This window comes from Phenylobacterium sp., from assembly GCF_044358365.1.
Lineage (GTDB): Bacteria > Pseudomonadota > Alphaproteobacteria > Caulobacterales > Caulobacteraceae > Phenylobacterium.
In genome coordinates, this window is sequence record NZ_JBIKNZ010000011.1 from 22,641 (window position 1) to 42,187 (window position 19,547).

The window sequence follows — 19,547 nt, forward strand, 5'->3', positions numbered from 1 at the left end:
ACCGGATAAACAGGCTCGTTATCAAATGTTTAGAGCACGACGGGCGCTTGAACCGGCATCCACTTCAAGCTGTCGTGCTCTAGAATTTCGGCGGCGTCGTCATCGTCCATTTCGGAGCCGGCGCCACATAACTACGGAACTGCTGGATCACCTGGGTGGCGCTGTCGGCATAGATCAGCATGTCGACATAGGTCTGGGCAATGAAGCCCTTGTCGGCCATCTGCTGGATCGTAGCCCGCATGAGGTCGTAGTAGCCGCCGACATTCACGAAACCGCACGGCTTGGCGTGGACGCCCAGAAGCGCCCATGTCCACTGCTCGAAAATCTCCTCGAAGGTGCCGGGTCCGCCAGGCAGGCACAGGAAACCGTCGCTGAACTCTTCCATCGCCTGTTTGCGTTCGTGCATCGAGGCCACGACGCGAAGCTCGGTCAGTCCGCGATGGGCGATCTCCTGGCTGACAAGATGCTCGGGCATCACGCCTACCACGCGGCCGCCCGCCGCCAGCGCCGCGTCGGCTACAGCGCCCATCAACCCGACCTTGCCGCCGCCATAGACCAGGGTCATACCAGCCCGGGCGATCAAGGTTCCGCACGCCACGGCCTCGGCCAGATACGCCGGATCGGTTCCTGGCGAAGAACCGCAGTACACGCAGATGCTGTTCACGTGCGTCCCTGTAGAGCCACTGTGTCGAAAGGGTCGCTCTCATAGGCTGATTGCGTGGTCATGTCACGGGCGCTGGCCATGTGGATAATCCGAGGCTACAAAGCGATCACGGCCTATCACGACGACTGGCCGGGCGCCGGCTTGTGCCCGGCGGAGACTTCTATCTCGGTGGGTTGCGACGATATGGCGAGCGGTACGGTCAAGTGGTTCAATTCGGCCAAGGGGTTTGGTTTCGTCCAGCCCGACGATGGCGGATCCGATGTTTTCATTCACATTTCAGCGCTGAATCAGGCGGGCCTCGACAGCCTGAATGAAGGCGACAAGGTCGACTACGAACTCGAGCAGGATCGACGTTCGGGCAAGCTGGCGGCGACCCAGATTGTCGTGACTGCCCATGGCGCGCCTGCGCCCCGGCGCGCGGGCGGCGGTGGCGGCTTCGGCGGCGGGGATCGCGGCGGCTACGGCGGCGGCGGTGACCGTGGCGGCTACGGCGGCAGCGGCGGCGGCGGCGGCGGTCGTGATCGCGGCGGCTTCGGTGGCGGCGGCGGCGGTTTCGGCGGTGGCGAGCGTTCGCGCGGCGCCATCGCGGGCTCCGGCGCCGGCGTCGTGAAGTGGTTCAACCCCACCAAGGGCTTCGGCTTCATCAAGCCCGAGGACGGCGGCCAGGACATCTTCGTCCACATTTCGGCAGTCGAGCAGGCCGGTCTGTCCGGCCTCAACGAAGGCCAGACCGTCAACTTCGACCTCGAACAGGATCGTCGCAGCGGCAAGACTTCCGCGACCAACCTGAAGGTTAGCGGCTAAAGATACTGGAGGCTCGCTCAGGCGGGCCTCTACTTCCGGGCTGGCGAGAGCCTGGCCTTGCCACCGCCGGGCAGCGCCGTGACATAGGCGCTGAAACGTTTGTCGGGGGCCATGTAGTCCGTAGAGACATACTGCGCACCGGAGGCAAAGGCCGCCGTTTGGCGCGTCGTGTCATTGGTGCGCGCCTCGCGGGTGTCCGCGTCGGCTCGCGTCCGAACGATCACACCCACCTTTATGGCCGCCGCGATCTTGCCAGCCAGTTCCCTCGGTTCATTCAGCGTGATGTAGCCCGCAGCCGGCGAGGCAATGTCTGTGTTCACAAAGGCTGCTCGCCCCTCCAACACCTTTCGGTCACCCCGATAACGCGCCGCCTGCTCCGGCGGACAATCCAGCGCGAACATCACCCGCCCGCGCGCTGACTTCAGGCTCGGCCAGCCTCCGGCTGCCACCGCCTCGCGCAGGGTGGGAAAACGCCCCTGTACCTGGTCGGGGGTGATCAAGGCCGCCTCGGGAAACATGCTGCGAATCTCGGCGTCGATCATGTCCATGGCCGCCGCGTCGAACATCGACGCTTTGACCGCGCCCGGCAGGGCCAGCCCGCCTTCCTTGAGGTTCATGATCACGAGGATGGGTACGTGATCGGGATTGGCCTTTGACCAGGCCCGGATATCCTTCAGACAGTCCACAAACAGCGGGCACACGGACCGGTAGTCGACCGACTGCTCGTGCAATACCTTGAGGCCCGCCTGCTTCAACGGGGCGAAATCGTAGGGTTGCGCCTTGGCCCCGGCGTTTCGGAATCCCAGAGGCGAGGCGAACGCGCCGGGCACGGGATCATAAACCATGTCGATCTCAAGCTGCCGCGCCCCGGCCTCCAACTGCTCGGCCAACGGCGGATGGCTGTAGTCGATGGCGTCGGCCTCCCTGGGGTTCACCGCACGGATCATCGCCATCTCGTTGGGCGCAATCGCCATCTTGTAGCTGTTGTGAGTGCCGATCGTCTGAAGCGCATTCATCGGCAGGGCGTCCACCACCGCCCGAGTACAGCCCGGCTTGCCCGACGGCGCCTCCAGGTCGCAGGCGGCGGAAACGGCAGCGGCGGCGATGAGTGCAGCGATCATGCTGGCTTCCTTGCAGGTCGACCCAACAATAGTGCGAAGCCGCACCCAAGGGAAATTCACGAAGAGCAGCCATGAAAACGTCGCCTTAACAAGGACGACCTATACGCGTGATTAGACGTCCTATACGGGTGACCAAGAGAGGCGCTATTGACCACGTCGCACAGAATTCTAGGGTTTGCCTTCGCCGCTGCGGATCTGCTGGTCGAGGTGGCGCCTGACGGTCGGATCGCCTTCGCCATGGGGGCCGGCGAGGCTCTGATCGGCCTGACTGACGCGGCCATGGTCAATCGGCGCTGGTTCGACCTGGTCGACCCCTCTGACCATTCCATGCTCCGATCGCTGTTAGGTGGCCTGCTGGACGGAGCGCGAGCCGGACCGGTGGTCATCAAGATCGCGACCCCGGAGGCTGCGCCGGAGCGCTTTGCGACCGTAATGGCCATGCGGATGCCGGGGAACAAGCGCGCCATCTCGTGCGTGATGTCGCGCGCCAACGCCCGGGGCCCCGCCGGACTACAGAGCCGCGAGTCGTTCGAAGCCCGGGCCTCGCTGCTGCTGTCGCAGGCCTCGCACGACCTGGACCTGACGTTCATCGAACTGGCCGGCCTTTCCCTCTCTGAGGAGGCCGCAGCCGATCCGGAGAAGCTGCAAGCGGTGCTGGCCGGAATTCTGCGTGCGCAAGCCTATCAGGGTGAAGCCCCTGCCGAAATCGGCCCCGATCGCTACGCCTTGTTGAAGGACAGCCGCGAACCCACGGAAGCGCTGGTCGAGCGGGTTGGCCGCATCCTGTCCGACGAAGGCTATGGAGACGTCGCTCCAGCGTCAGCGACCGTGCCGATGACCGGCGTGACGCGACCAAAGCAGATGATCAAGGCGCTGCGCTATGTAGTCGAACTGGTCATGCAGGATGGCCTGACCCTGCCTCTTCCCACCGATCTAGCGGGCGCCCTGGACCAGGCCACACGCTCGACAATTCGCAAGGCCGGCGCGCTGGGCTCTGCGATCCGTCACCGCCGCTTCACCCTGGCCTATCAGCCGGTCGTGGGCCTGACTGATGGATTTCTGCACCACCATGAGGTGCTTGTCCGCTTCGGCGAGGACGCGAGCCCCTTCCCGACCATCCGGATGGCCGAGGAAATGGACCTCATCGAGTCGCTCGACGTAGCGATCCTCGAGGAGACACTTGCCGTCATGAAACGGGATCCCACGATCGTCCTGGCGGTGAACGTCTCGGGGCGCAGCATCATGAGCGACGGATTCGTCACCCGCGCGCTTGGCCTGCTCAAAGGCAGCCCGGACGTCCGTGGACGCCTGATGTTCGAACTCACCGAGAGCGCCGCGGTCGAGGACCTGGCCTTGGCGGACCGCCACATACAGGCTTTTCGACGTGCTGGATGCGAGTTCTGCCTCGATGACTTTGGCGCCGGCGCAGCCTCGCTGGCCTATCTCCAGCAATTGACCCTCGACGTACTGAAGATCGACGGGCGCTATATCCGCGACCTGCAGGTCGGCGGCCGAGAGGCGACGTTCGTGAAGCATCTGGTCAACATGTGCGCCGAGCTCAACGTCCGCACGCTCGCCGAGATGGTGGAGACGCCGGAAGCGCAGGACGCCGTGCGCGCTGCGGGCGTCGACTATGCCCAAGGCTGGCTCTACGGTCGCGCCAGCGATACGCCCATCGACGCTGAGGTCATAGCCGCGCGATCGAGGGTGCGATACGGCGCGCTGCAAGTACGTTCGGTACTGGATCGATAGCCCTCAACTGCGGATCGGTCGGAGCTGAATCAGGATAGAGGCGACACATGCAACGCCTCGCCCTCACCGCCCTCCTCGTCGCTGACTACGACGAAGCCATCGACTTCTATGTCGGCAAGGTCGGTTTCGACCTGGCGGAGGATACGGACATCGGCGGTGGCAAGCGTTGGGTCGTGGTCCGCCCGCCCGGGTCCGAGGGCGCGTTGCTGCTGGCCAAGGCGGTCGATGGCCAGACCTCCAGAATCGGTGATCAGGCTGGGGATCGGGTCTTCCTGTTCCTGCACACCAACGACTTCGCAGGCGACCATGCCAGGATGTCAGCCGCCGGGGTCCGCTTCCTGGAGGAGCCCCGCCACGAACCCTATGGCGTCGTGGCGGTGTTCGAGGACCTCTATGGCACCCGCTGGGACCTCATCCAGCCGGCAGCGCGGGCATAAGCGCTCATCGATCTGGACCGCGCAGATTGCGGCCGGGCGGGTATGCAGGCGAGCGACAGTCGCTATTCCGCCAGCTGCGATTTCAGGTTTTGCCGTAGCAGGAACATCTCGACGAGGATCAGGTTCGGAACCCAGGCCAGCCAGGCGATGACCTGATAGGCGGTGGCGTCGTCGATGCCCATCATTTGCGACAGCGGCATATAGATCCTCAGCGTGACCGCGCCGAAGGTGAGCGCGAACGAGCGGATCATCCAGCGCCGATGTGCGTCGAACCGCCGCGCCTGGGCCATCCGCCAGGCCTGCGAGGTCGCGTAGACCCAGATCACGGCCAGGATGCCAAAGCCGAACCCGGCGATGGGGCCGGAGGTGTTACCAAACGCAAGGATGAAACCGGCCGAACCGCTGATCAGGCAGCTGACAACATAAATCTTTCCGATCGTCCGGTGGATCACGCGCCGATCACGAACGACTCTCAGGAACTGAAACGGCCCGAGGATCAGCGCCGCACCGGCCAAAGCGGCGTGCACCGCCAGCCAGGGCCGAGCAAACAGATTGGCCAGCACCCCCGGCGCGGGTGACCCGCCCGATGGCACGAAGACCCAAGCGTATGCGCCAACGCCCGCGCTCATGAATGCGGCAAGCCCCCAGAGGCTCATGGAAACCCTGCTGTTCATCCGGAACTCTCCCTGTCCGATGTCCCAGGGATAGGTGCAGCTCCGCACGCGCCTCCAGTGACAAGTCGTTAATGGCGCCGTTTCTTCGCGAACGGTTACAGTTCCCGCGCTGGCCGTAGCCGGACTGCGCGAACGACTCGGGTAGGGATTCCGGATGCTGAGCTTCGACTTCTCGCCATGGAGCCGCCGGGCCGCCGGCGAACTGGGCCTCTGGATCGCGATCGGCCTGGTGATGGCGGTGCTTGGTCTCTTTGGTGCCGCGGCTCGCTCCCCATTTGAGCGAACTGCCTATTGGGTGGGCTGCATCGTGGGCGGCGGCGTCATCGGGATCGGCATTGACGAGGCGATCCGGCGCCTCACCGACAGCTTCTGGATCCGGGTCATGGCAGTCAGCGTCCTGATGACGCCACCGGTGACCGTTCTCGTGTGGTTGATGTACCACGGCCGCGTCGGCGCCAGGCTGACCTGGGAAAACCTGCTGACGCCCTGGTTCGAGGTCTTCGTGGTCTGCTTTGCGGCAATGCTCTTCCACCAGCTGGTCTGGACGCGCAGGGACATCCCCTCGCCTGCGACGGACGTAGACCCCCTTAACGCCTTCCGCCAACGTCTGTCGGCGCGGCGGCGGCAAGCCAGACTGATCGCCGTCGAAGCCGAAGATCACTATCTACGCGTCCACACAGATAACGGCGATGAACTGATCACCGCCCGCTTCGGCGACGCGCTGAACGAGCTCGCCAACGCCGCTGGTTTCCGCACCCATCGTTCCTGGTGGGTGGCCGCAGACGCCATCGACAGCGTGCGTTGGCTCCGTGGCCGTGGCGAGGCGCGCCTGAAGGGCGGTCTGGTGGCGCCGATCAGCCGCAGCCAGGCGCGCCAGATCAAAGCCGCAGGCTGGTTCTAGAATCGCGACCCGGCGATCTGGGTGTCCGCGCGCCGCCAGGCTTCGTCGAAGGCTGCCGAGACGGCAGAGGCTTCTGCCGACTTGCCCTGCGCCGTCAGGGCCACCGACAGGCCCTTCAGCGACCAGCCGTCGCGTCGATAGTGCATCAGGCTGTCACGGTAGACGCTCTCGGCTTCGCCCGGCTGCCCGGCCTCAAGCAAGGCTGCGCCCAGCAGATGCGACACCGGGCGATGCCAGTAGGCCGGCTCGGTGTAGGGCAGCGCCCGCTCAAGCGTCATCGCCCGCCGGAAGGCCTGCACCGCGCCCGGCAGATCGCCGGACTTGCGGGCGATCTCGCCATCCACCGAGGCCAGGGCCACCTCGACCATCTGACGCGCGGGTAGCCCCGCCGCTTCGTAACGCGAGAAGTTTGCGGTTTGAAGTCCGCTGAGCGCCCTGCGCTCGCGCTTGGCGGCGGCGATGTCGCCGGTATTGGCCTGGGCTACGGCGCGCGCATAGAGCCAGATGGCCCGATCAAGGATCAGGGTCCTGCCCGGCAGCGGTTCTGTAAGCACCTCGGCGTACTTCCCGAACCGAAGCTGGGTCATGATCGGCGTGAAGTTGTAGAGCTCCGCCAGCGGGATCTGTGTCGCCAGTTTCGGCGCATCCACCGCCTTCACCAGCCGTCGCGCCGAGTCGAGCGCCACCTGGTAGCGGCCCTCCATCTCGGCCGACGTCCACAGGAAGTGGATGTTGTGGCCATAGTAGCCGGCCGGATAGAAGCCCTGCGCCTTGCAGGTGGCGATGTAGTCCTCATCCACCTTCGCGGCCAACTCGTTGGCCGCCGCGGCGTCCGCATAGCGGCCCACCCGATAGTAGATGTGGCTCGGCATATGCACGACGTGGCCCGCGTTGGGCATCGCCCGCAGTAGGCGGTCAGCGGCGGCCTCCGCGCGTTCCGGCGTCGTGGAGGCCTCCACGGCATGGATGTAGAGGTGCAGGGCGCCGGGATGATCAGGCGCGGCCTGAAGCACCTTTTCGAGCGTGGCGACAATCTGCGCGCCATGTCCCTTCGGGGTTTTGCCGTCCGCCTGCCAGTAGTCCCAGGGCTGGGTGTCCATCATGGCCTCGGCCCAGAAGGTCTGGGCGTCCATGTCATCGGGATACTGGCGCGCAAGATCGCCCATCGCCTGGGCGAAGGCCTCGTTCAGTTGTGCCCGATTTCCCGCGCGGGTCTCGGCATACCGTTTCGACAATGCCGCGATCCAGGCCTGCTCGCGCGGGCTGACCTTGCCGGCCAGGGCCCGGGCGTTCTGCAGCGCCAGCCAGGCCGGGATCACGGCGTCATCCGGCATGGGCATGTTGATGTTGGAGCCCAGCGCAAACGCGACACCCCACCAGCACATGGCGCAGTTCACATCGATCCGCGCCGCCTGCCGGAACGACCGGATGGCCTCGGCGTGGTTGAACCCGAAGGTCAGCTTCACACCCTGATCGAAGAACTTCTGGGCCTCAGGCGTGGCCGTGATGGGCATGTGGTGGTCGCCGAGCCCGGCGAACACCGGGGCTCCGGGCTTGTCAGCCTGCCCGCCGTAGATCGCAGGCATGGGCGGCAGGCCCATGCTCATGGGACCCATTTTCGACATATCGTGCGTCTGGGCAAGCGCCGCGCTGGCGCCGAACAGGGTGATCGCGACCACCAGTGCCTTTGGGATCATGCCTCCGCCTCTCGTCATGTTGCGCAATTGGATTGCCTCTAGGACCCGACCGGCGCCAAGCCGGACAAGAAAGCCATCATCGCGGCGTTGAACGCCTCGGGTCTGTCTATGTTGGCCGCGTGGCCGGCGCCTTCGATGACAGCCTTCTGTGCTCCTGGAATCTTCGCCGCCATGTAGTCGCTGGCCGCCAGGAAGGGCGTATCCTCGGAGCCCACGATCACGATCGACGGCGCCTTGATGTCAGGCAGCGAGGTGATCACGCCGGCGTCGCGCTGGGTCAGCATCCCGCGCGCCGCCAGGGCCAGACCCTGCGCACTGGAATGCTTTGCCGTGCGGCGTTCGGCGCTGCCCCCCGAAAGCAGGCCCAGCCCCTCGGTCTCGTATCGCTCGGCGGTGCGCAACGACGTCTTGTTCCAGCCGGCCCGCGCCTCGTCGTTCCTGTAGCCCGGGCCGGTGTCGATGATCAGCAAGGCTGCGACCCGATCCGGGTGTAGGCGATTGAACGCCAGCGACATGTAGCCGCCCAATGACAGCCCCCCGACGATGGCCTGCTCGGCCGCGACCTCGTCCAGCAGGGCCGCCATGTCGGCGACCGTGTGCGCCTCGGAATAAAGCGTTGGATCTTCCGGGCTGTCGCTCTGTCCGTGCCCGCGCATATCCCAGGTGATCAGGCGACGATCCTTCGACACCGCTTCGATCTGGCCCGCCCACATCTGCGAGGTCGCCGAGTAGCCGTGCGTCAGCAGCACCACCGGCCCGTGGTCGCCGTGGACCTCGTAGTAGAGGCTCACACCATCGCGATTGAGTTTCGGCATCGGCGTCCGTCCCTTGTGTTTCCATGAGGGAACGAGGTTTGACGCCCGATGTCGAGCCTAGACCTGGGTTGCGACCCACTCGCGCACATGCCGTTCCAGTACGGTCAGCGGCATAGAGCCCGAGAGCAGTACGGCGTCGTGAAATTTGCGGACGTCGAACTTCTGCCCCAGCGTCGCTTTCGCCTCGGCGCGGAGGTTCAGGAGAGTGACCTTTCCGACCATGTAGCTGCAGGCCTGCCCCGGCCAGACCGAGTAGCGCTCGATCTCCTGGGCGGCCAGGGGTTCAGGGTCGCCTTCAATGGCGCGCATTTCGGCGATGGCCTTTTCGCGCGACCACTTCAGATGATGCAGCCCGCTGTCGGTGACAAGGCGCGCGGAGCGCAGCAGCGCGTCGTGGATGTAGCCCAGCTCATTGAGGGGCTCGCCCTTGTAGAGCGCCATCTCCTGAACGACCTGCTCCGCGTAGAGCGCCCAGCCCTCGGCATAGGCGCCGAAACCCATGACCCGGCGGATCATCGGCAGGTCAGCTTCCTGCTGCATCGAGATCTGCATGTGATGACCGGGAATGCCTTCGTGATAGGTCGTAGTGGGCAGGAACCAGTACGGACTTTCCGCTGTATCCCGAAGGTTCAGCCAGTAGATCCCGGGTCGCGAGCCATCGAGACTGGGACCGGAGTAGTGCGTGGATGAGCCACCTTCGGTGGCCGCCGGAATGCGTCGGATCTCCAGGGCGGCCTTGGGCAACGTTCCAAACTGTTCCGGAAGCCGCTTTTGCATGCCCTGAACGACCTTGTTCAGATCAGCGATGATCTGGGCCTTTCCCGTATCAGTGTTCGGGTAGACACCCCTTTTGCTCTCATAGAGGGCGATGAAGCGTTCGCCGACCGTGCCCTTTGTGAAGCCCAGTTCCTTGAAAAGCACATCGGCCCTGGCCGATAGCTCCGCCGTGACATCCCAACCCAGTTTGTGGACCTCTTCGGGTGAAATCCGGGTGGTCGTCTGCGAATAGAGCGACGCGGCATAGTAGGCTTCGCCGTCTGGAAGCTTCCAGCAACCGGCGTCGGGGGTCGCCCGGGCCTTCAGGCTTTCCAGCAAAGCCATCTGGCGATCCAGCGCTGGGACTACCTTGGCATTGTAGGCCGCGGCGCCGGCGGCCATCCAGTCTCCCGCGATCCCTTTCGCCCGGGCCTTGTTGGCGAGCGCCAGCACCAGACTGGAGGTCTCGGCCGGCGCCCGAAGCAACTTCATGCCGGCCAACGCGCCCTTGATCGCAAAGTCCGGCGGAATCACGCCCAGGCCCACGTCACGGCGAACGCGCTCGATTTCCTCGTCCATCACGCGGGCGAAGGCTTCCAGGCGGGCAACATATGCCTCGCAGTCGGCTCGGGTCTCGATGCTGTGCTGGCTCTCCAGAAAGCTGGGGACGTCCTGCCAGGCGCCCGAGATCTGGGCCAGGACATATGGGTTCCCGGCCCCGTTGCCGTAGACGAACGCCCGGTTAGCATCGTCCGCGGACTGCAGATCAAACAGCAGGGTGTCGTAGTTGACGGCCGCCATGCCGTTCAGCGGGCGGCGATCAATGGCCTTCAGTCGACGGAGTTGGTCGGTGTTGCGGGCCTTGCGCCGCTCCATACCCGCGAGCGAGGCATCCTGCAGCTTCGACTTGGCTTCGGATTGCGCGCCCTTGTCGAGCCCCAGTGAGGTCACAAGTTCTGGACTGTCTTCCAGAGCCTCGGCGAATACGGCCTCTAGGAATTGGCTGAGTTGTCGCGCCGATCCTTCACTCTGAGCGATCGCTGGACCCGCGAGAGATGTTGCAGCTGCGGCGAGTAGAAACTGACGGCGGCTCTGCAAGAGACGTCTCCGGAATTGCTTGCGGAAGGCTTAGTGGTAAGGACGCGCGCCGGGAAGCCCGCTGGCGACCAATTGCAGTGTTAATTCCCTGTAATGTGACAGGTCGTGCCGTCAGAACGGTCGCAGCCTCGTTGGATCAATTGAGGTAGGATCGGACGAACGAAAGGATTCTGTACGATGTCCCTTGCCTTCCGGCATGTTGTGGCCGTGGCCACAGCCCTTTCGCTGAGCGGCGCGGCCATGGCGCAAGTGAAGCCGTCGCAAGCCGACAAGACCATCCAAACCATCCGCAACAGCGCCGGCTTCAAGGTGGCGACCGCAAACCTGGATCGTGAATATGACCGCATCGTCGCCGAGACGATCCTGCTCACCGAGATCCCAGCCCCGCCTTTCAAGGAAACCGCAAAGGCCCAGGCCTATATGGCCATGCTCAAGACTGCGGGCCTCTCGGACGTCGAGATGGACGCCGAGGGCAATGTCATGGGCTTGCGGCGCGGGAGCGGTCCGGCCGGCGCGCCGCTGGTGGTGATGGCCGCCCACCTGGACACCGTGTTCCCCGAAGACACGGACGTTAAGGTCCGCCGCGAGGGCACGAAACTGTTCGCGCCCGGCATTGGCGATGACACACACTCGCTGGCCGTCGTGCTGGGTTATGCGCGCGCCCTGGACGCGGCGAAGATCAAGACCACGCGCGACATCCTGTTCGTCGGCAACGTTGGCGAAGAGGGTCCAGGCGACCTTCGCGGTACGCGTTATCTGTTCGGCAAGGGCAAGTACAAGGACCGCATCGGCGCGTTCTTTTCCATGGACGGGACGTCTCCATTCCTCGTGACCTCCGGCGCCGTGGGATCGCGGCGATATCGGGTGACCTTCAAGGGGCCCGGTGGTCACAGCTATGGCGCCTTTGGCCTGGTTAACCCGATGGCGGCGATGGGCGCGACGGTGGTGGAGATGAACAGGATCGTAACGCCGACAGCACCCAAGACCACCTACATGACCAGTGTGGTCGGCGGCGGCACCTCCGTGAACTCGATTCCGGACAGCATCTGGCTGGAGGTGGACATGCGCTCCCCCGGCAAGGTGGAACTGGCAGAGCTGGACGCCCGGTTTCTGCAGATCGTCTCCGCGGCCGTCGACCAGGAAAACGCCGCGCGGTCCACCCGCCAAGGCCAGATCAGCGCCGACATCAAGCTGATCGGTGATCGCCCCACCGGCACGACACGCGACGATGCGGAGATCGTGCAGATCACGACAGCATCCGTTCGCGCGGCAGGATTTCAGCCGCTGCTGAACGCCGGTTCAACAGACTCCAACGTCCCTATCAGCCTGGGCATACCCGCCGTCACGATCGGCTCGGGCGCGGCGGGCGGCGGTCGGGCCCATGCGCTTGACGAGTGGATTGATCTTTCCAAGCCGGAAACCCTCAGGGGCATGACGGTTGGATTGGCGGCTCTGCTGGCGATGGCTGGCGCGCCTTAGGGAAGCCTACTCCGCCGCCACGCGCGCCCGGCCGGCCATGACCGGCCAGGGATCGACCGTAACGCGGCGCATGTGCCGCCGCTGGCCGGGATAGTCGTTGAGCGCAAAATGCCAGACCGACCGGTTGTCCCAGAAGGCCACCGAACCCCTCGCCCATGCGAACCGGCAGGTGAAGCCCTCATAGCGACAGTGCTGATAAAGGTACTCCAGTAAAGCCTTTGATTCTGTGGACTTCCAGCCCTCGATCCGGATCGTGAAGGCCGGATTGACGTAGAGCGCCTTGCGACCGGTCTCCGGGTGGGTGAGCACCATTGGGTGGACGTATTCGCCCACATACCCATCAGCTTCGGCCACCTGCATACCACCGCGCTTCTGGGCCGAGTGACCGCTGGACGAGTATTCCCGCGCCGCAGAGTGCACGGCGTTCAGGCCTTCCAGCGTGCGTTTCAGGCCCTCGGACAGCGCGTCATAGGCAGCCGCCTGGCTGGCGAACAGGGTGTCGCCGCCATACTCCGGCAACTCCAGCGCATAAAGGATCGATCCGATCGCCGGCGTCTCGAGAAAGCTCATGTCGGAGTGCCAGCCGCCGCCGAAATTGATCTTGTCGGTGGGCTCCTTAATGATCTCCATGACCTCAGGCTGACCGGCCATTCCGGTGACGTAGGGATGGATGTTCAACGGCCCGAACCGGGCGCCAAAGGCCACCTGCTGGGCCGGGGTCAGGTCCTGATCGCGGAAGAAGATCACCTGATGCTCCACCAGCGCCTGGCGGATGGCGGCGATGGTCTCATCGGGCAGGTGTTGCGAAAGGTCGACGCCCGAAAGCTCGGCGCCCAAGGCGCCGGCCACGCGGCGGATTGTCAGGGTCTGGCTCATCAGTGATCCTCCGGAGGGTTATGCTACAGTTTCCCGGAGAGGGGCGCGAGATGGATATGCCGATCGCAGGCTTTGACGCCGACGCCCACGCGGCCCGGATCCGGGCGCAGGGTTTTACCGTGATCGAGGACTTCATGAGCCCGGAGGTGATCGCCGCCGTAAGGAGGGGTCTGGCGCCCTTCCAGAACACACACCACGGTCGCAATGACTTCGAGGGCTTCAGGACGGAGCGGGTCTACACCCTGGTGGCGCGCGCCAGGGTGTTCGAGGATCTGGTGGAGGAGCCGCGGGTCCTGGCCATTCTCGACCGGTTCCTGCAACCGGGCTATCTGCTGACCGCCACCCAGTCGATCCAGATCAATCCCGGCGAGACGGCACAGGGCCTGCACACGGACGATGGTTTCTACCGCATACCCCGCCCCCGCCCGGCCATCAGCTACACCCTGATCGCCGCCGTCGATGCCTTCACCCAGGCCAACGGTTGCACCGAAGTGGTTCCCGGTAGCCACCTGTGGGGCAACCAGGGCGACGCGGGACGCCCGAACGATCTGGCTGAGATCGAGCGGATGCTGGTCCCGATGGAGGTTCCGGCTGGCGCCTGTTTCATCATGGCCGGAACGCTGATCCATCGCGGCGGCGCCAACCGTTCGGGCAGGCCCCGACTGGGCTTCACAAACCAGTATTGCGAACCCTGGGCGCGCCCGCAGGAGAACTTCTTCCTGGGTATCCCGCGTGACCAGGCCGCCGGTATGTCGCCGCGTGTACAGAAGTTGCTGGGCTACGAGATCTGGCCGTCGTTCATGGGCATGGTGACGGGGTCCCATCCGGGCAAGGCGCTGGAACCCGGATGGATACCGCCAGTGATGGCCCAGCGGCCTAGCTGAGGTTCCGCGCAAACAAGGCGAACAGCCGCTCCCAGTGCCGTTCCGCCGCCGGCTTGTCGTAGACGGCGCCCCGTTGGGGGAAGGCGAAGCCGTGGTGGACGCCCATGTAGAGCTCGACCTCGGCGTTGACGCCTTCGGCCTTGAGCGAGGCGTCAAGGGCTTCCACCATCTCCAGCGGGGCCCAGTTGTCGTGTTCGGCACAGGCGAAGTAGAGCTCGGCCTTGGTCCGCTGCGCCGCCAGATGCGGGCTGTCCTGGGCGTCGGTGACCAGTTGAACCCCGTAGAGCGAAGCGGCGCAGGCGATCCGTTCCGGATACCGGGCGGCAGCGTTGATCGCATACTGGCCGCTCATGCAGTATCCGATGGCGCCAGCCTGTCCGGGGCTCGCAGCCTTGTCTTTGGCCGCGAAGGCCAGGAGGGCATCGGTGTCGTCCATGACCAGCGGGATGGTGACCGAGCCCATGAAATCGAACATCCGTGCCCGCGCCTCGGCCTCCGGCAGGGGCGGCAGATCCTTCATCTCCATGACACCGCGCCGGTAGTAGAGATTGGGCAGCATCACATAGTAGCCGACGGAGGCGATCCTTCGGGCCATGTCGCGCAGTTCCTCGCGGATCGCCGGCGCGTCCATGAAGAACAGGATGATCGGATACGGGCCGCCCCGTTCCGGGTGCACGATGAAGGTGGTGATCGCACCGTCCTTGGTGGCGAGTTCGACGGTCTGTTCGATCATGTCACACCAACTCCGACGGTTTCAGACCCAGTTCCTTGAGCAACGGTTCCGCATAGTCGATGCGCCCCGTCATGGTCTTCGGATCGCCAACGCAGAGCTGATAGACGCCCTCGGCGATGAACTCGATGGGCTGGACCCGGTCCTTGGTCTGCTCGTTGATGAGGCCATGCACCGCCACTCCGGGCGTGTCGACCAGACCCGGCGAGATCACGTTTACCGCCACGCCATCGTCATAGACCTCGGACGCAAGGCCGGTGGTCAGGCGCTCCAGAGCCGCCTTGCACATGCCGTAGACCGTACCGCCGCTGCGACGGACATAGGGCTGTTTCGGATGGATGCCGGCGCCGGAGGAGATATTGACGATCCAGCCAGCCTTCTTCTCGCGCATGGACGGCAGCACCAGCTGCGACAGGTGCATCGGCGCCCAGACCTGAACCTCCATCATCAGATCAAAACGCTTCTTCGGGAAGGTCTCGACCGGGATAAAGAAGGTGACCGCCGCATCGTTCACCAGAATGTCGATGTCGCCGTAGGCCGCGACCGATTCAGCCACGAGGCGCGCCCGGTCCGCTTCGCTGGAGAGGTCGGCCTTGATGGCCATGGCCTCACCGCCGGCGTTGCGGATACGTGCGACCGTGGCCGCCAGTGTGCCGGGGAGTTTGCTCTCGCCATCCTCCGCCGTCCGGGCAGACACCACGACCCTGGCGCCTTCCATGGCCAGGCGGACGGCGATCGCCTCGCCGATGCCCCGGCTCGCGCCGGTTACAAGGGCGGTCTTGCCCCGCAGCGTCCCGTTCGGATTGATGGCCACCATGTTCCGTTCCCATACCGTGTTTTCTGGTTGGGCCTTAAGCTGAAGGCTCAGGGCGTTCAGCGCAAGGGCTCAGGCGGCGTTCTGCAACTCCAGCTTCACGCGTTCGGCCAGAGTCTTTATGTCAATGGGTTTAGGCAGGAAGGACACATTGGTCTCGCCTTCCAGCAGGTCCGAGAACTCGCTCTCGGCATAGCCCGAGATGAACATCACCGGCGCGCCGCCCAGATAGATGCGGGCCTGCTTCAAAAGTTCCGGACCCTGCATACCCGGCATCACTACGTCGGAGATCATCAGGTCGATCTTGCCAGCGTTCTGTTCGGCGATTTCCAGGGCCTCTTCGCCACTGGCCGCCTCGATCACCTCATAGCCGCGCGCCCGCAGCAGCTTGGCGGCCACGCCACGGACGGCGTCCTCGTCCTCGACAAACAGGATGCGTCCGGCGCCTGACAGGTCGCGGGCGGCAGGCCGCTTGGGCGCGGCCTTTGGCTGCACGGGCTCCGCCGATGCTGTCGGGATATGGACGGGCAGGAAGATGCGAAATGCCGCCCCCTCCCCGGGCTTCGAGCTGACCGCGATCCAGCCGTCCGACTGCTTGACGATGCCATAGACGGTCGCAAGGCCCAGACCTGTCCCCTCACCCACCGCCTTGGTCGTGAAGAAGGGTTCGAAGATCTTGGCCATCACATCCGGCGAGATGCCGGGGCCATCATCGGCCACCTCGATCAGGGCCTGGTCGCCCTGTGCTGTGGGATAACCCAGAGTGCGGGCGTCTTCCTGGGTGACGCGCGCGGTGCGAATCCGCACCGTGCCGCCGCCCTTGCCGCGCACGGCGTCCCGGGCGTTGACCACCAGGTTCATCACCGCCGTATCCAGCTGTCCCCTGTCGGCGCGGACATGAGGCAGGTTGCGGCCATAGTCGGTGACCAGCTTGACGTCTTCATAGAGCAGGCGGCGCAGCAACACCTCTGACTCCGAGACCATCTCGCCCACATCAAGGATCTCGCGCTGCACGGTCTGTTTGCGCGAGAACGCCAGCAGCTTGCGAACCAGATCGGCCGCGCGCATCGACGTCTGCTTGATCTCGTTCAGCCCCTCGTAGGACGGATCGCCGACCGGATGACGAGGGGCGAGCACGTCCAGCTGCATCAGAATCGCGGTCAGCAGATTGTTGAAATCGTGGGCCACGCCACCGGCCAGCTGGCCGATAGCCTGCATCTTCTGGCTCTGCGAGAGTTGCAGCTCGATCTGCTTCTGCTCCGATACGTCGACCAGATAGGCGACCCAGCGACCCGGGCTCTGCGAAAGATAGAGATGCGCGATCCGGCTGGGATCATGCGCCAATCGCACCTCAAGCGGCGCGTGACCATGTCGCGCCTCGGCCACTCGAACGGCTGCTTCCATCCGGCTCAGGGGTTCGATCAGGTCGCCGAAGATCTGGCCGGGATTGCCGCCGTGCGCCACCGCAGCCAGGGCCGGGTTCGCCTCGATGATACGGGCCTCGAATGGGTCCTCGCCATCCAGCAACGCCGCGCCGAAGGGTGAGGCCGCGGCAAAGGCGTCCAGCACCTTGGGCGGCGGCGCCTTGGCGCCGATCGCGGCGTTCAGCACGTCCATTGCCGACGCAGGCAGCGCCAGCGCGCCGGACCCGCGCCCGGTCAGGCGGACCAGAAACCGGCGAGGCGCCAGGGGAGAGATCATCGCTTCGCGTTCCTGCCCTCCGGCTTTCAGCGTGGCGCGCCCCATATCCCCGCGGCGGGCGATGGCCAGCGCGCCGAACAGGCTTGACGCCGCCGCGCCGCTCTTGGGCAGGCGCGGCGCAGGGCCCATCGCCTCACGCCAGGCTGGATTTACAGTCAGCAGCCGCCCATCGGGCGCCACAACCGCCGCAGGCTCATCCAGCGCCGCCAGGAACACCTCTGCACCGGCCTCGGACTCCGCTGGCGCCTCCGCTGGCCCGCGCAGAACGAATAGGCCAATGCAGCAGACCCCCGCCATACCGGTCAGCAGCATCATGCTGGCCAGGCTCTCCAGTCCATGGCTGAAGGCCGGAGCCATCGCAAACCCGACCGCCAGCAGAAAGAACAGCACCGCGAACGCGATGACAGGATCTACCTTGCGGGCACGGGCTGACGGCTCGGACATGTCGCGCGACGAGGCCTTCGGCGAATCACTGGTTGTCATACTGTCACAGAGCGCCGGCTGAGGCACGGCGGCGACTGCCGGCGTTGAGGATGAACCCGATGATCTTGGCCACCGCTTCATAGTGTGCTGGCGGGATCATCTCATCGAGGTCTACGGCGGCGTAGAGCGCTCGCGCCAGTGGCGGGTCCTCGATGACCGGAACCCCGGCCTCTTCCGCCACCGAGCGGATCTTCAAGGCCATACTGTCCAGCCCCTTGGCGACGCAGGTCGGTGCGGCGTCAGCGCCCTGCTCATACTTGAGCGCCACCGCGTAGTGGGTAGGGTTCATGACCACGACGGTCGCGCCGGGCACAGCCTGCATCATCCGGCGCCGCGCGCGCTCGTAGCGGATCTGTTTCTGGCGGGCCAGGATATAGGGGTCGCCTTCGGTGGACTTGTAGTCTTCCTTGACCTCTTCCTTGGTCATGCGCATGCGCACCATGAAGCGCTGGCGCTGCCACAGCCAGTCGAGCGCCGCCACGGCCAGGGCGAGGGCGATCACCGCCATCACCAGGCGTTTGGTAACGTCCATCACAAAGGGCAGTATCGCCGCAGGCCCCATTGCGGACAGCGCCGCCAGCTGCGGCAGTATAGGATTGAGGATCAACCAACCCAGCCAGGCGATCACGATCACCTTCACGATTGACTTGGCGAATTGCATCAACCCGTCCGGGCCAAAGAGGCGCTCCAGCCCTTTCATGAGCGAAACCTTCGACCAGTCCGGCTTCAGCTTGTCTGGCATCAACCGCAACCCGCCCTGCGCCAGCCCGGAGGCCGCCCCGGCGATGGCGGCGGCGAACATCACAAGCACCAGCGGCGGCGCACCGGCCATGATGGCGTACTTCAGGATTTCCGGCGCGCCGTGCTGCACCGACAGGGCGCCTGCACGACTGAGGAAAGGCGTCAACTGGTTGACCATGTTGGTCGACAGCCATCCGCCGGCCATAAGGACAACGCCGGAAACCGCCGCCAGCGTCGCCGCCGAGCCCAGATCCATGGTCCGTGGCCCGTCCCCCTTCTCGTAAGCCTGCTGCAGCTTGTGGGAGGTAGCCTCTTCTGTTTTCGAGTCTTTTTCCGGCGCTTCACTCATGTTCGGGTGAACAACCCGATGAGCTCACGATAGCGATCGATCCAGACAATGCCGATCACCCCCAGGCTGAGCGCAAAGATCGATAGCCCCAACAACACGATCAGCGGCGTGGCGACGAAGAATACCTGAAACTGCGGCATTACCCGGCCGACCAGGCCGGTGGCGATGTTGAAGATCAGTGAGAACACCACCACCGGCGCCGCCAACTGCAGTCCGAGAGCAAAGGACCTCCCCAAGGTCTGGATCGCCAATTGCCCGGCGTCGGCCACCGGCACATCGCGCGTGAAGGGGAAAATGTCGAACGAGCCAATGATCGCGCCAATGAACAGGTGGTGCAGGTCCGTCGCAAAAATCAGCACGATCCCGATCAGACCCAGAAAGGTGCCAAGCGTGGTAGAGGGCTGCGCCTGCATCGGGTTGGCGGTCTGGGCGAAGGAAAGGGTCGTTTGCAGCGACACGATTTCCCCGGCCGTGGCCAACGAGTTCATGAACAGGCGCAGGATCCCGCCGATCATCAGTCCGATCAGCACCTCCTTGATAACGGCGCCGCCAAGACCGGCTCCATCGGCGGGAATTGGCGGCACGTCCCCGCCGATCAGCGGAAACAGCATCAGGCTGAAGGCCAGCGCGAATGACAGCCGGATGCGTGGCGGAATGATGGTCTCGCCCAGACCCGGTAGGAGCATGATGATCGTGCCGAGCCTGGCGAATACCAGACCGGCTGCGTAGACCTGTTGGGCGGTGGCGTAGGATTCCATGGGCCAGCCAGGC

Annotated in this window: 18 protein-coding genes and 1 pseudogene; 7 read left to right on the forward strand and 12 right to left on the reverse strand. The window is 64.9% G+C overall.

What is annotated here, in order from left to right; all coding sequences use genetic code 11:
- Positions 1-79 precede the first annotated feature (79 nt).
- Positions 80-664 carry a TIGR00730 family Rossman fold protein gene (locus tag ACIQ3B_RS05035; protein ID WP_397400243.1) on the reverse strand — a complete coding sequence of 195 codons (585 nt, stop codon included), beginning with the start codon at positions 662-664 and terminating at the stop codon, positions 80-82.
- A 183-nt stretch (positions 665-847) separates the two neighbouring features.
- Between ACIQ3B_RS05035 and ACIQ3B_RS05040 the strand changes: the two are divergent.
- Together ACIQ3B_RS05040 and ACIQ3B_RS05045 are read left to right on the forward strand one after the other, a co-directional pair.
- Positions 848-1,045 (forward strand): annotated as a pseudogene (locus ACIQ3B_RS05040) (cold-shock protein); the annotation flags it as partial.
- A 201-nt stretch (positions 1,046-1,246) separates the two neighbouring features.
- A complete protein-coding gene (locus ACIQ3B_RS05045) occupies positions 1,247-1,468 on the forward strand; it encodes a cold-shock protein (protein ID WP_397400327.1) in 222 nt (73 codons plus the stop codon).
- A 29-nt stretch (positions 1,469-1,497) separates the two neighbouring features.
- Here the strand turns inward: ACIQ3B_RS05045 and ACIQ3B_RS05050 are convergent, their stop codons facing one another.
- A complete protein-coding gene (locus ACIQ3B_RS05050; protein ID WP_397400245.1) occupies positions 1,498-2,589 on the reverse strand; it encodes a phosphatidylinositol-specific phospholipase C1-like protein in 1,092 nt (363 codons plus the stop codon).
- A gap of 147 nt (positions 2,590-2,736) precedes the next feature.
- On the opposite strand from ACIQ3B_RS05050, the gene ACIQ3B_RS05055 reads away from it, so the two are divergent.
- Positions 2,737-4,341 (forward strand): EAL domain-containing protein, encoded by a 1,605-nt coding sequence (locus tag ACIQ3B_RS05055; protein ID WP_397400247.1) that lies wholly within the window; start codon positions 2,737-2,739, stop codon positions 4,339-4,341.
- 47 nt (positions 4,342-4,388) lie between these two features.
- Positions 4,389-4,778, forward strand: a complete 390-nt coding sequence (locus ACIQ3B_RS05060; RefSeq protein ID WP_397400249.1) for a VOC family protein — start codon at positions 4,389-4,391, stop codon at positions 4,776-4,778.
- A gap of 62 nt (positions 4,779-4,840) precedes the next feature.
- On the opposite strand, the gene ACIQ3B_RS05065 is transcribed toward ACIQ3B_RS05060, so the two are convergent.
- Complete coding sequence (locus ACIQ3B_RS05065) at positions 4,841-5,452, reverse strand: DUF2306 domain-containing protein (RefSeq protein ID WP_397400251.1); 612 nt, start codon at positions 5,450-5,452, stop codon at positions 4,841-4,843.
- Between the two features lie 154 nt (positions 5,453-5,606).
- On the opposite strand from ACIQ3B_RS05065, the gene ACIQ3B_RS05070 reads away from it, so the two are divergent.
- A complete protein-coding gene (locus ACIQ3B_RS05070) occupies positions 5,607-6,353 on the forward strand; it encodes a LytTR family DNA-binding domain-containing protein (protein ID WP_397400253.1) in 747 nt (248 codons plus the stop codon).
- Here the strand turns inward: ACIQ3B_RS05070 and ACIQ3B_RS05075 are convergent.
- From ACIQ3B_RS05075 to ACIQ3B_RS05085, 3 genes are read right to left on the reverse strand one after another with little or no spacing between them, the layout of a single operon-like run.
- Positions 6,350-8,050 carry a hypothetical protein gene (locus tag ACIQ3B_RS05075; protein ID WP_397400255.1) on the reverse strand — a complete coding sequence of 567 codons (1,701 nt, stop codon included), beginning with the start codon at positions 8,048-8,050 and terminating at the stop codon, positions 6,350-6,352. The genes ACIQ3B_RS05070 and ACIQ3B_RS05075 overlap by 4 nt on opposite strands.
- A gap of 38 nt (positions 8,051-8,088) precedes the next feature.
- Positions 8,089-8,865 (reverse strand): alpha/beta fold hydrolase, encoded by a 777-nt coding sequence (locus ACIQ3B_RS05080; protein ID WP_397400257.1) that lies wholly within the window; start codon positions 8,863-8,865, stop codon positions 8,089-8,091.
- A gap of 57 nt (positions 8,866-8,922) precedes the next feature.
- Positions 8,923-10,719, reverse strand: coding sequence for a DUF885 domain-containing protein (locus ACIQ3B_RS05085; RefSeq protein WP_397400259.1), 1,797 nt, complete (start codon positions 10,717-10,719; stop codon positions 8,923-8,925).
- Positions 10,720-10,896: 177 nt separating this feature from the next.
- Here ACIQ3B_RS05085 and ACIQ3B_RS05090 point away from each other — a divergent pair, with 177 nt between their 5' ends.
- Positions 10,897-12,198, forward strand: coding sequence for a M20/M25/M40 family metallo-hydrolase (locus ACIQ3B_RS05090; RefSeq protein ID WP_397400261.1), 1,302 nt, complete (start codon positions 10,897-10,899; stop codon positions 12,196-12,198).
- 6 nt (positions 12,199-12,204) lie between these two features.
- On the opposite strand, the gene ACIQ3B_RS05095 is transcribed toward ACIQ3B_RS05090, so the two are convergent.
- Complete coding sequence (locus ACIQ3B_RS05095; RefSeq protein ID WP_397400263.1) at positions 12,205-13,074, reverse strand: TauD/TfdA dioxygenase family protein; 870 nt, start codon at positions 13,072-13,074, stop codon at positions 12,205-12,207.
- Positions 13,075-13,124: 50 nt separating this feature from the next.
- On the opposite strand from ACIQ3B_RS05095, the gene ACIQ3B_RS05100 reads away from it, so the two are divergent.
- Entirely contained in the window at positions 13,125-13,958 is an 834-nt protein-coding gene (locus tag ACIQ3B_RS05100) for a phytanoyl-CoA dioxygenase family protein (protein ID WP_397400265.1), read from the forward strand.
- Here ACIQ3B_RS05100 and ACIQ3B_RS05105 read toward each other — a convergent pair.
- From ACIQ3B_RS05105 to fliR, 5 genes are all read right to left on the reverse strand, one after another.
- Positions 13,951-14,691 carry a dienelactone hydrolase family protein gene (locus ACIQ3B_RS05105; RefSeq protein WP_397400267.1) on the reverse strand — a complete coding sequence of 247 codons (741 nt, stop codon included), beginning with the start codon at positions 14,689-14,691 and terminating at the stop codon, positions 13,951-13,953. The two genes, ACIQ3B_RS05100 and ACIQ3B_RS05105, sit on opposite strands and share 8 nt — an antisense overlap.
- A gap of 1 nt (position 14,692) precedes the next feature.
- Positions 14,693-15,505, reverse strand: coding sequence for an SDR family NAD(P)-dependent oxidoreductase (locus ACIQ3B_RS05110; RefSeq protein ID WP_397400269.1), 813 nt, complete (start codon positions 15,503-15,505; stop codon positions 14,693-14,695).
- Positions 15,506-15,574: 69 nt separating this feature from the next.
- Complete coding sequence (gene cckA / locus ACIQ3B_RS05115) at positions 15,575-17,686, reverse strand: cell cycle histidine kinase CckA (protein ID WP_397400271.1); 2,112 nt, start codon at positions 17,684-17,686, stop codon at positions 15,575-15,577.
- Between the two features lie 4 nt (positions 17,687-17,690).
- The gene (flhB, locus tag ACIQ3B_RS05120) at positions 17,691-18,776 is read right to left on the reverse strand and encodes a flagellar biosynthesis protein FlhB (protein WP_397400273.1); all 1,086 of its coding nucleotides are present in this window, start codon (positions 18,774-18,776) and stop codon (positions 17,691-17,693) included.
- Entirely contained in the window at positions 18,773-19,534 is a 762-nt protein-coding gene (gene fliR / locus ACIQ3B_RS05125) for a flagellar biosynthetic protein FliR (protein WP_397400275.1), read from the reverse strand. Before fliR ends, flhB begins: the two co-directional genes overlap by 4 nt.
- Between the last annotated feature and the right edge of the window lie 13 nt (positions 19,535-19,547).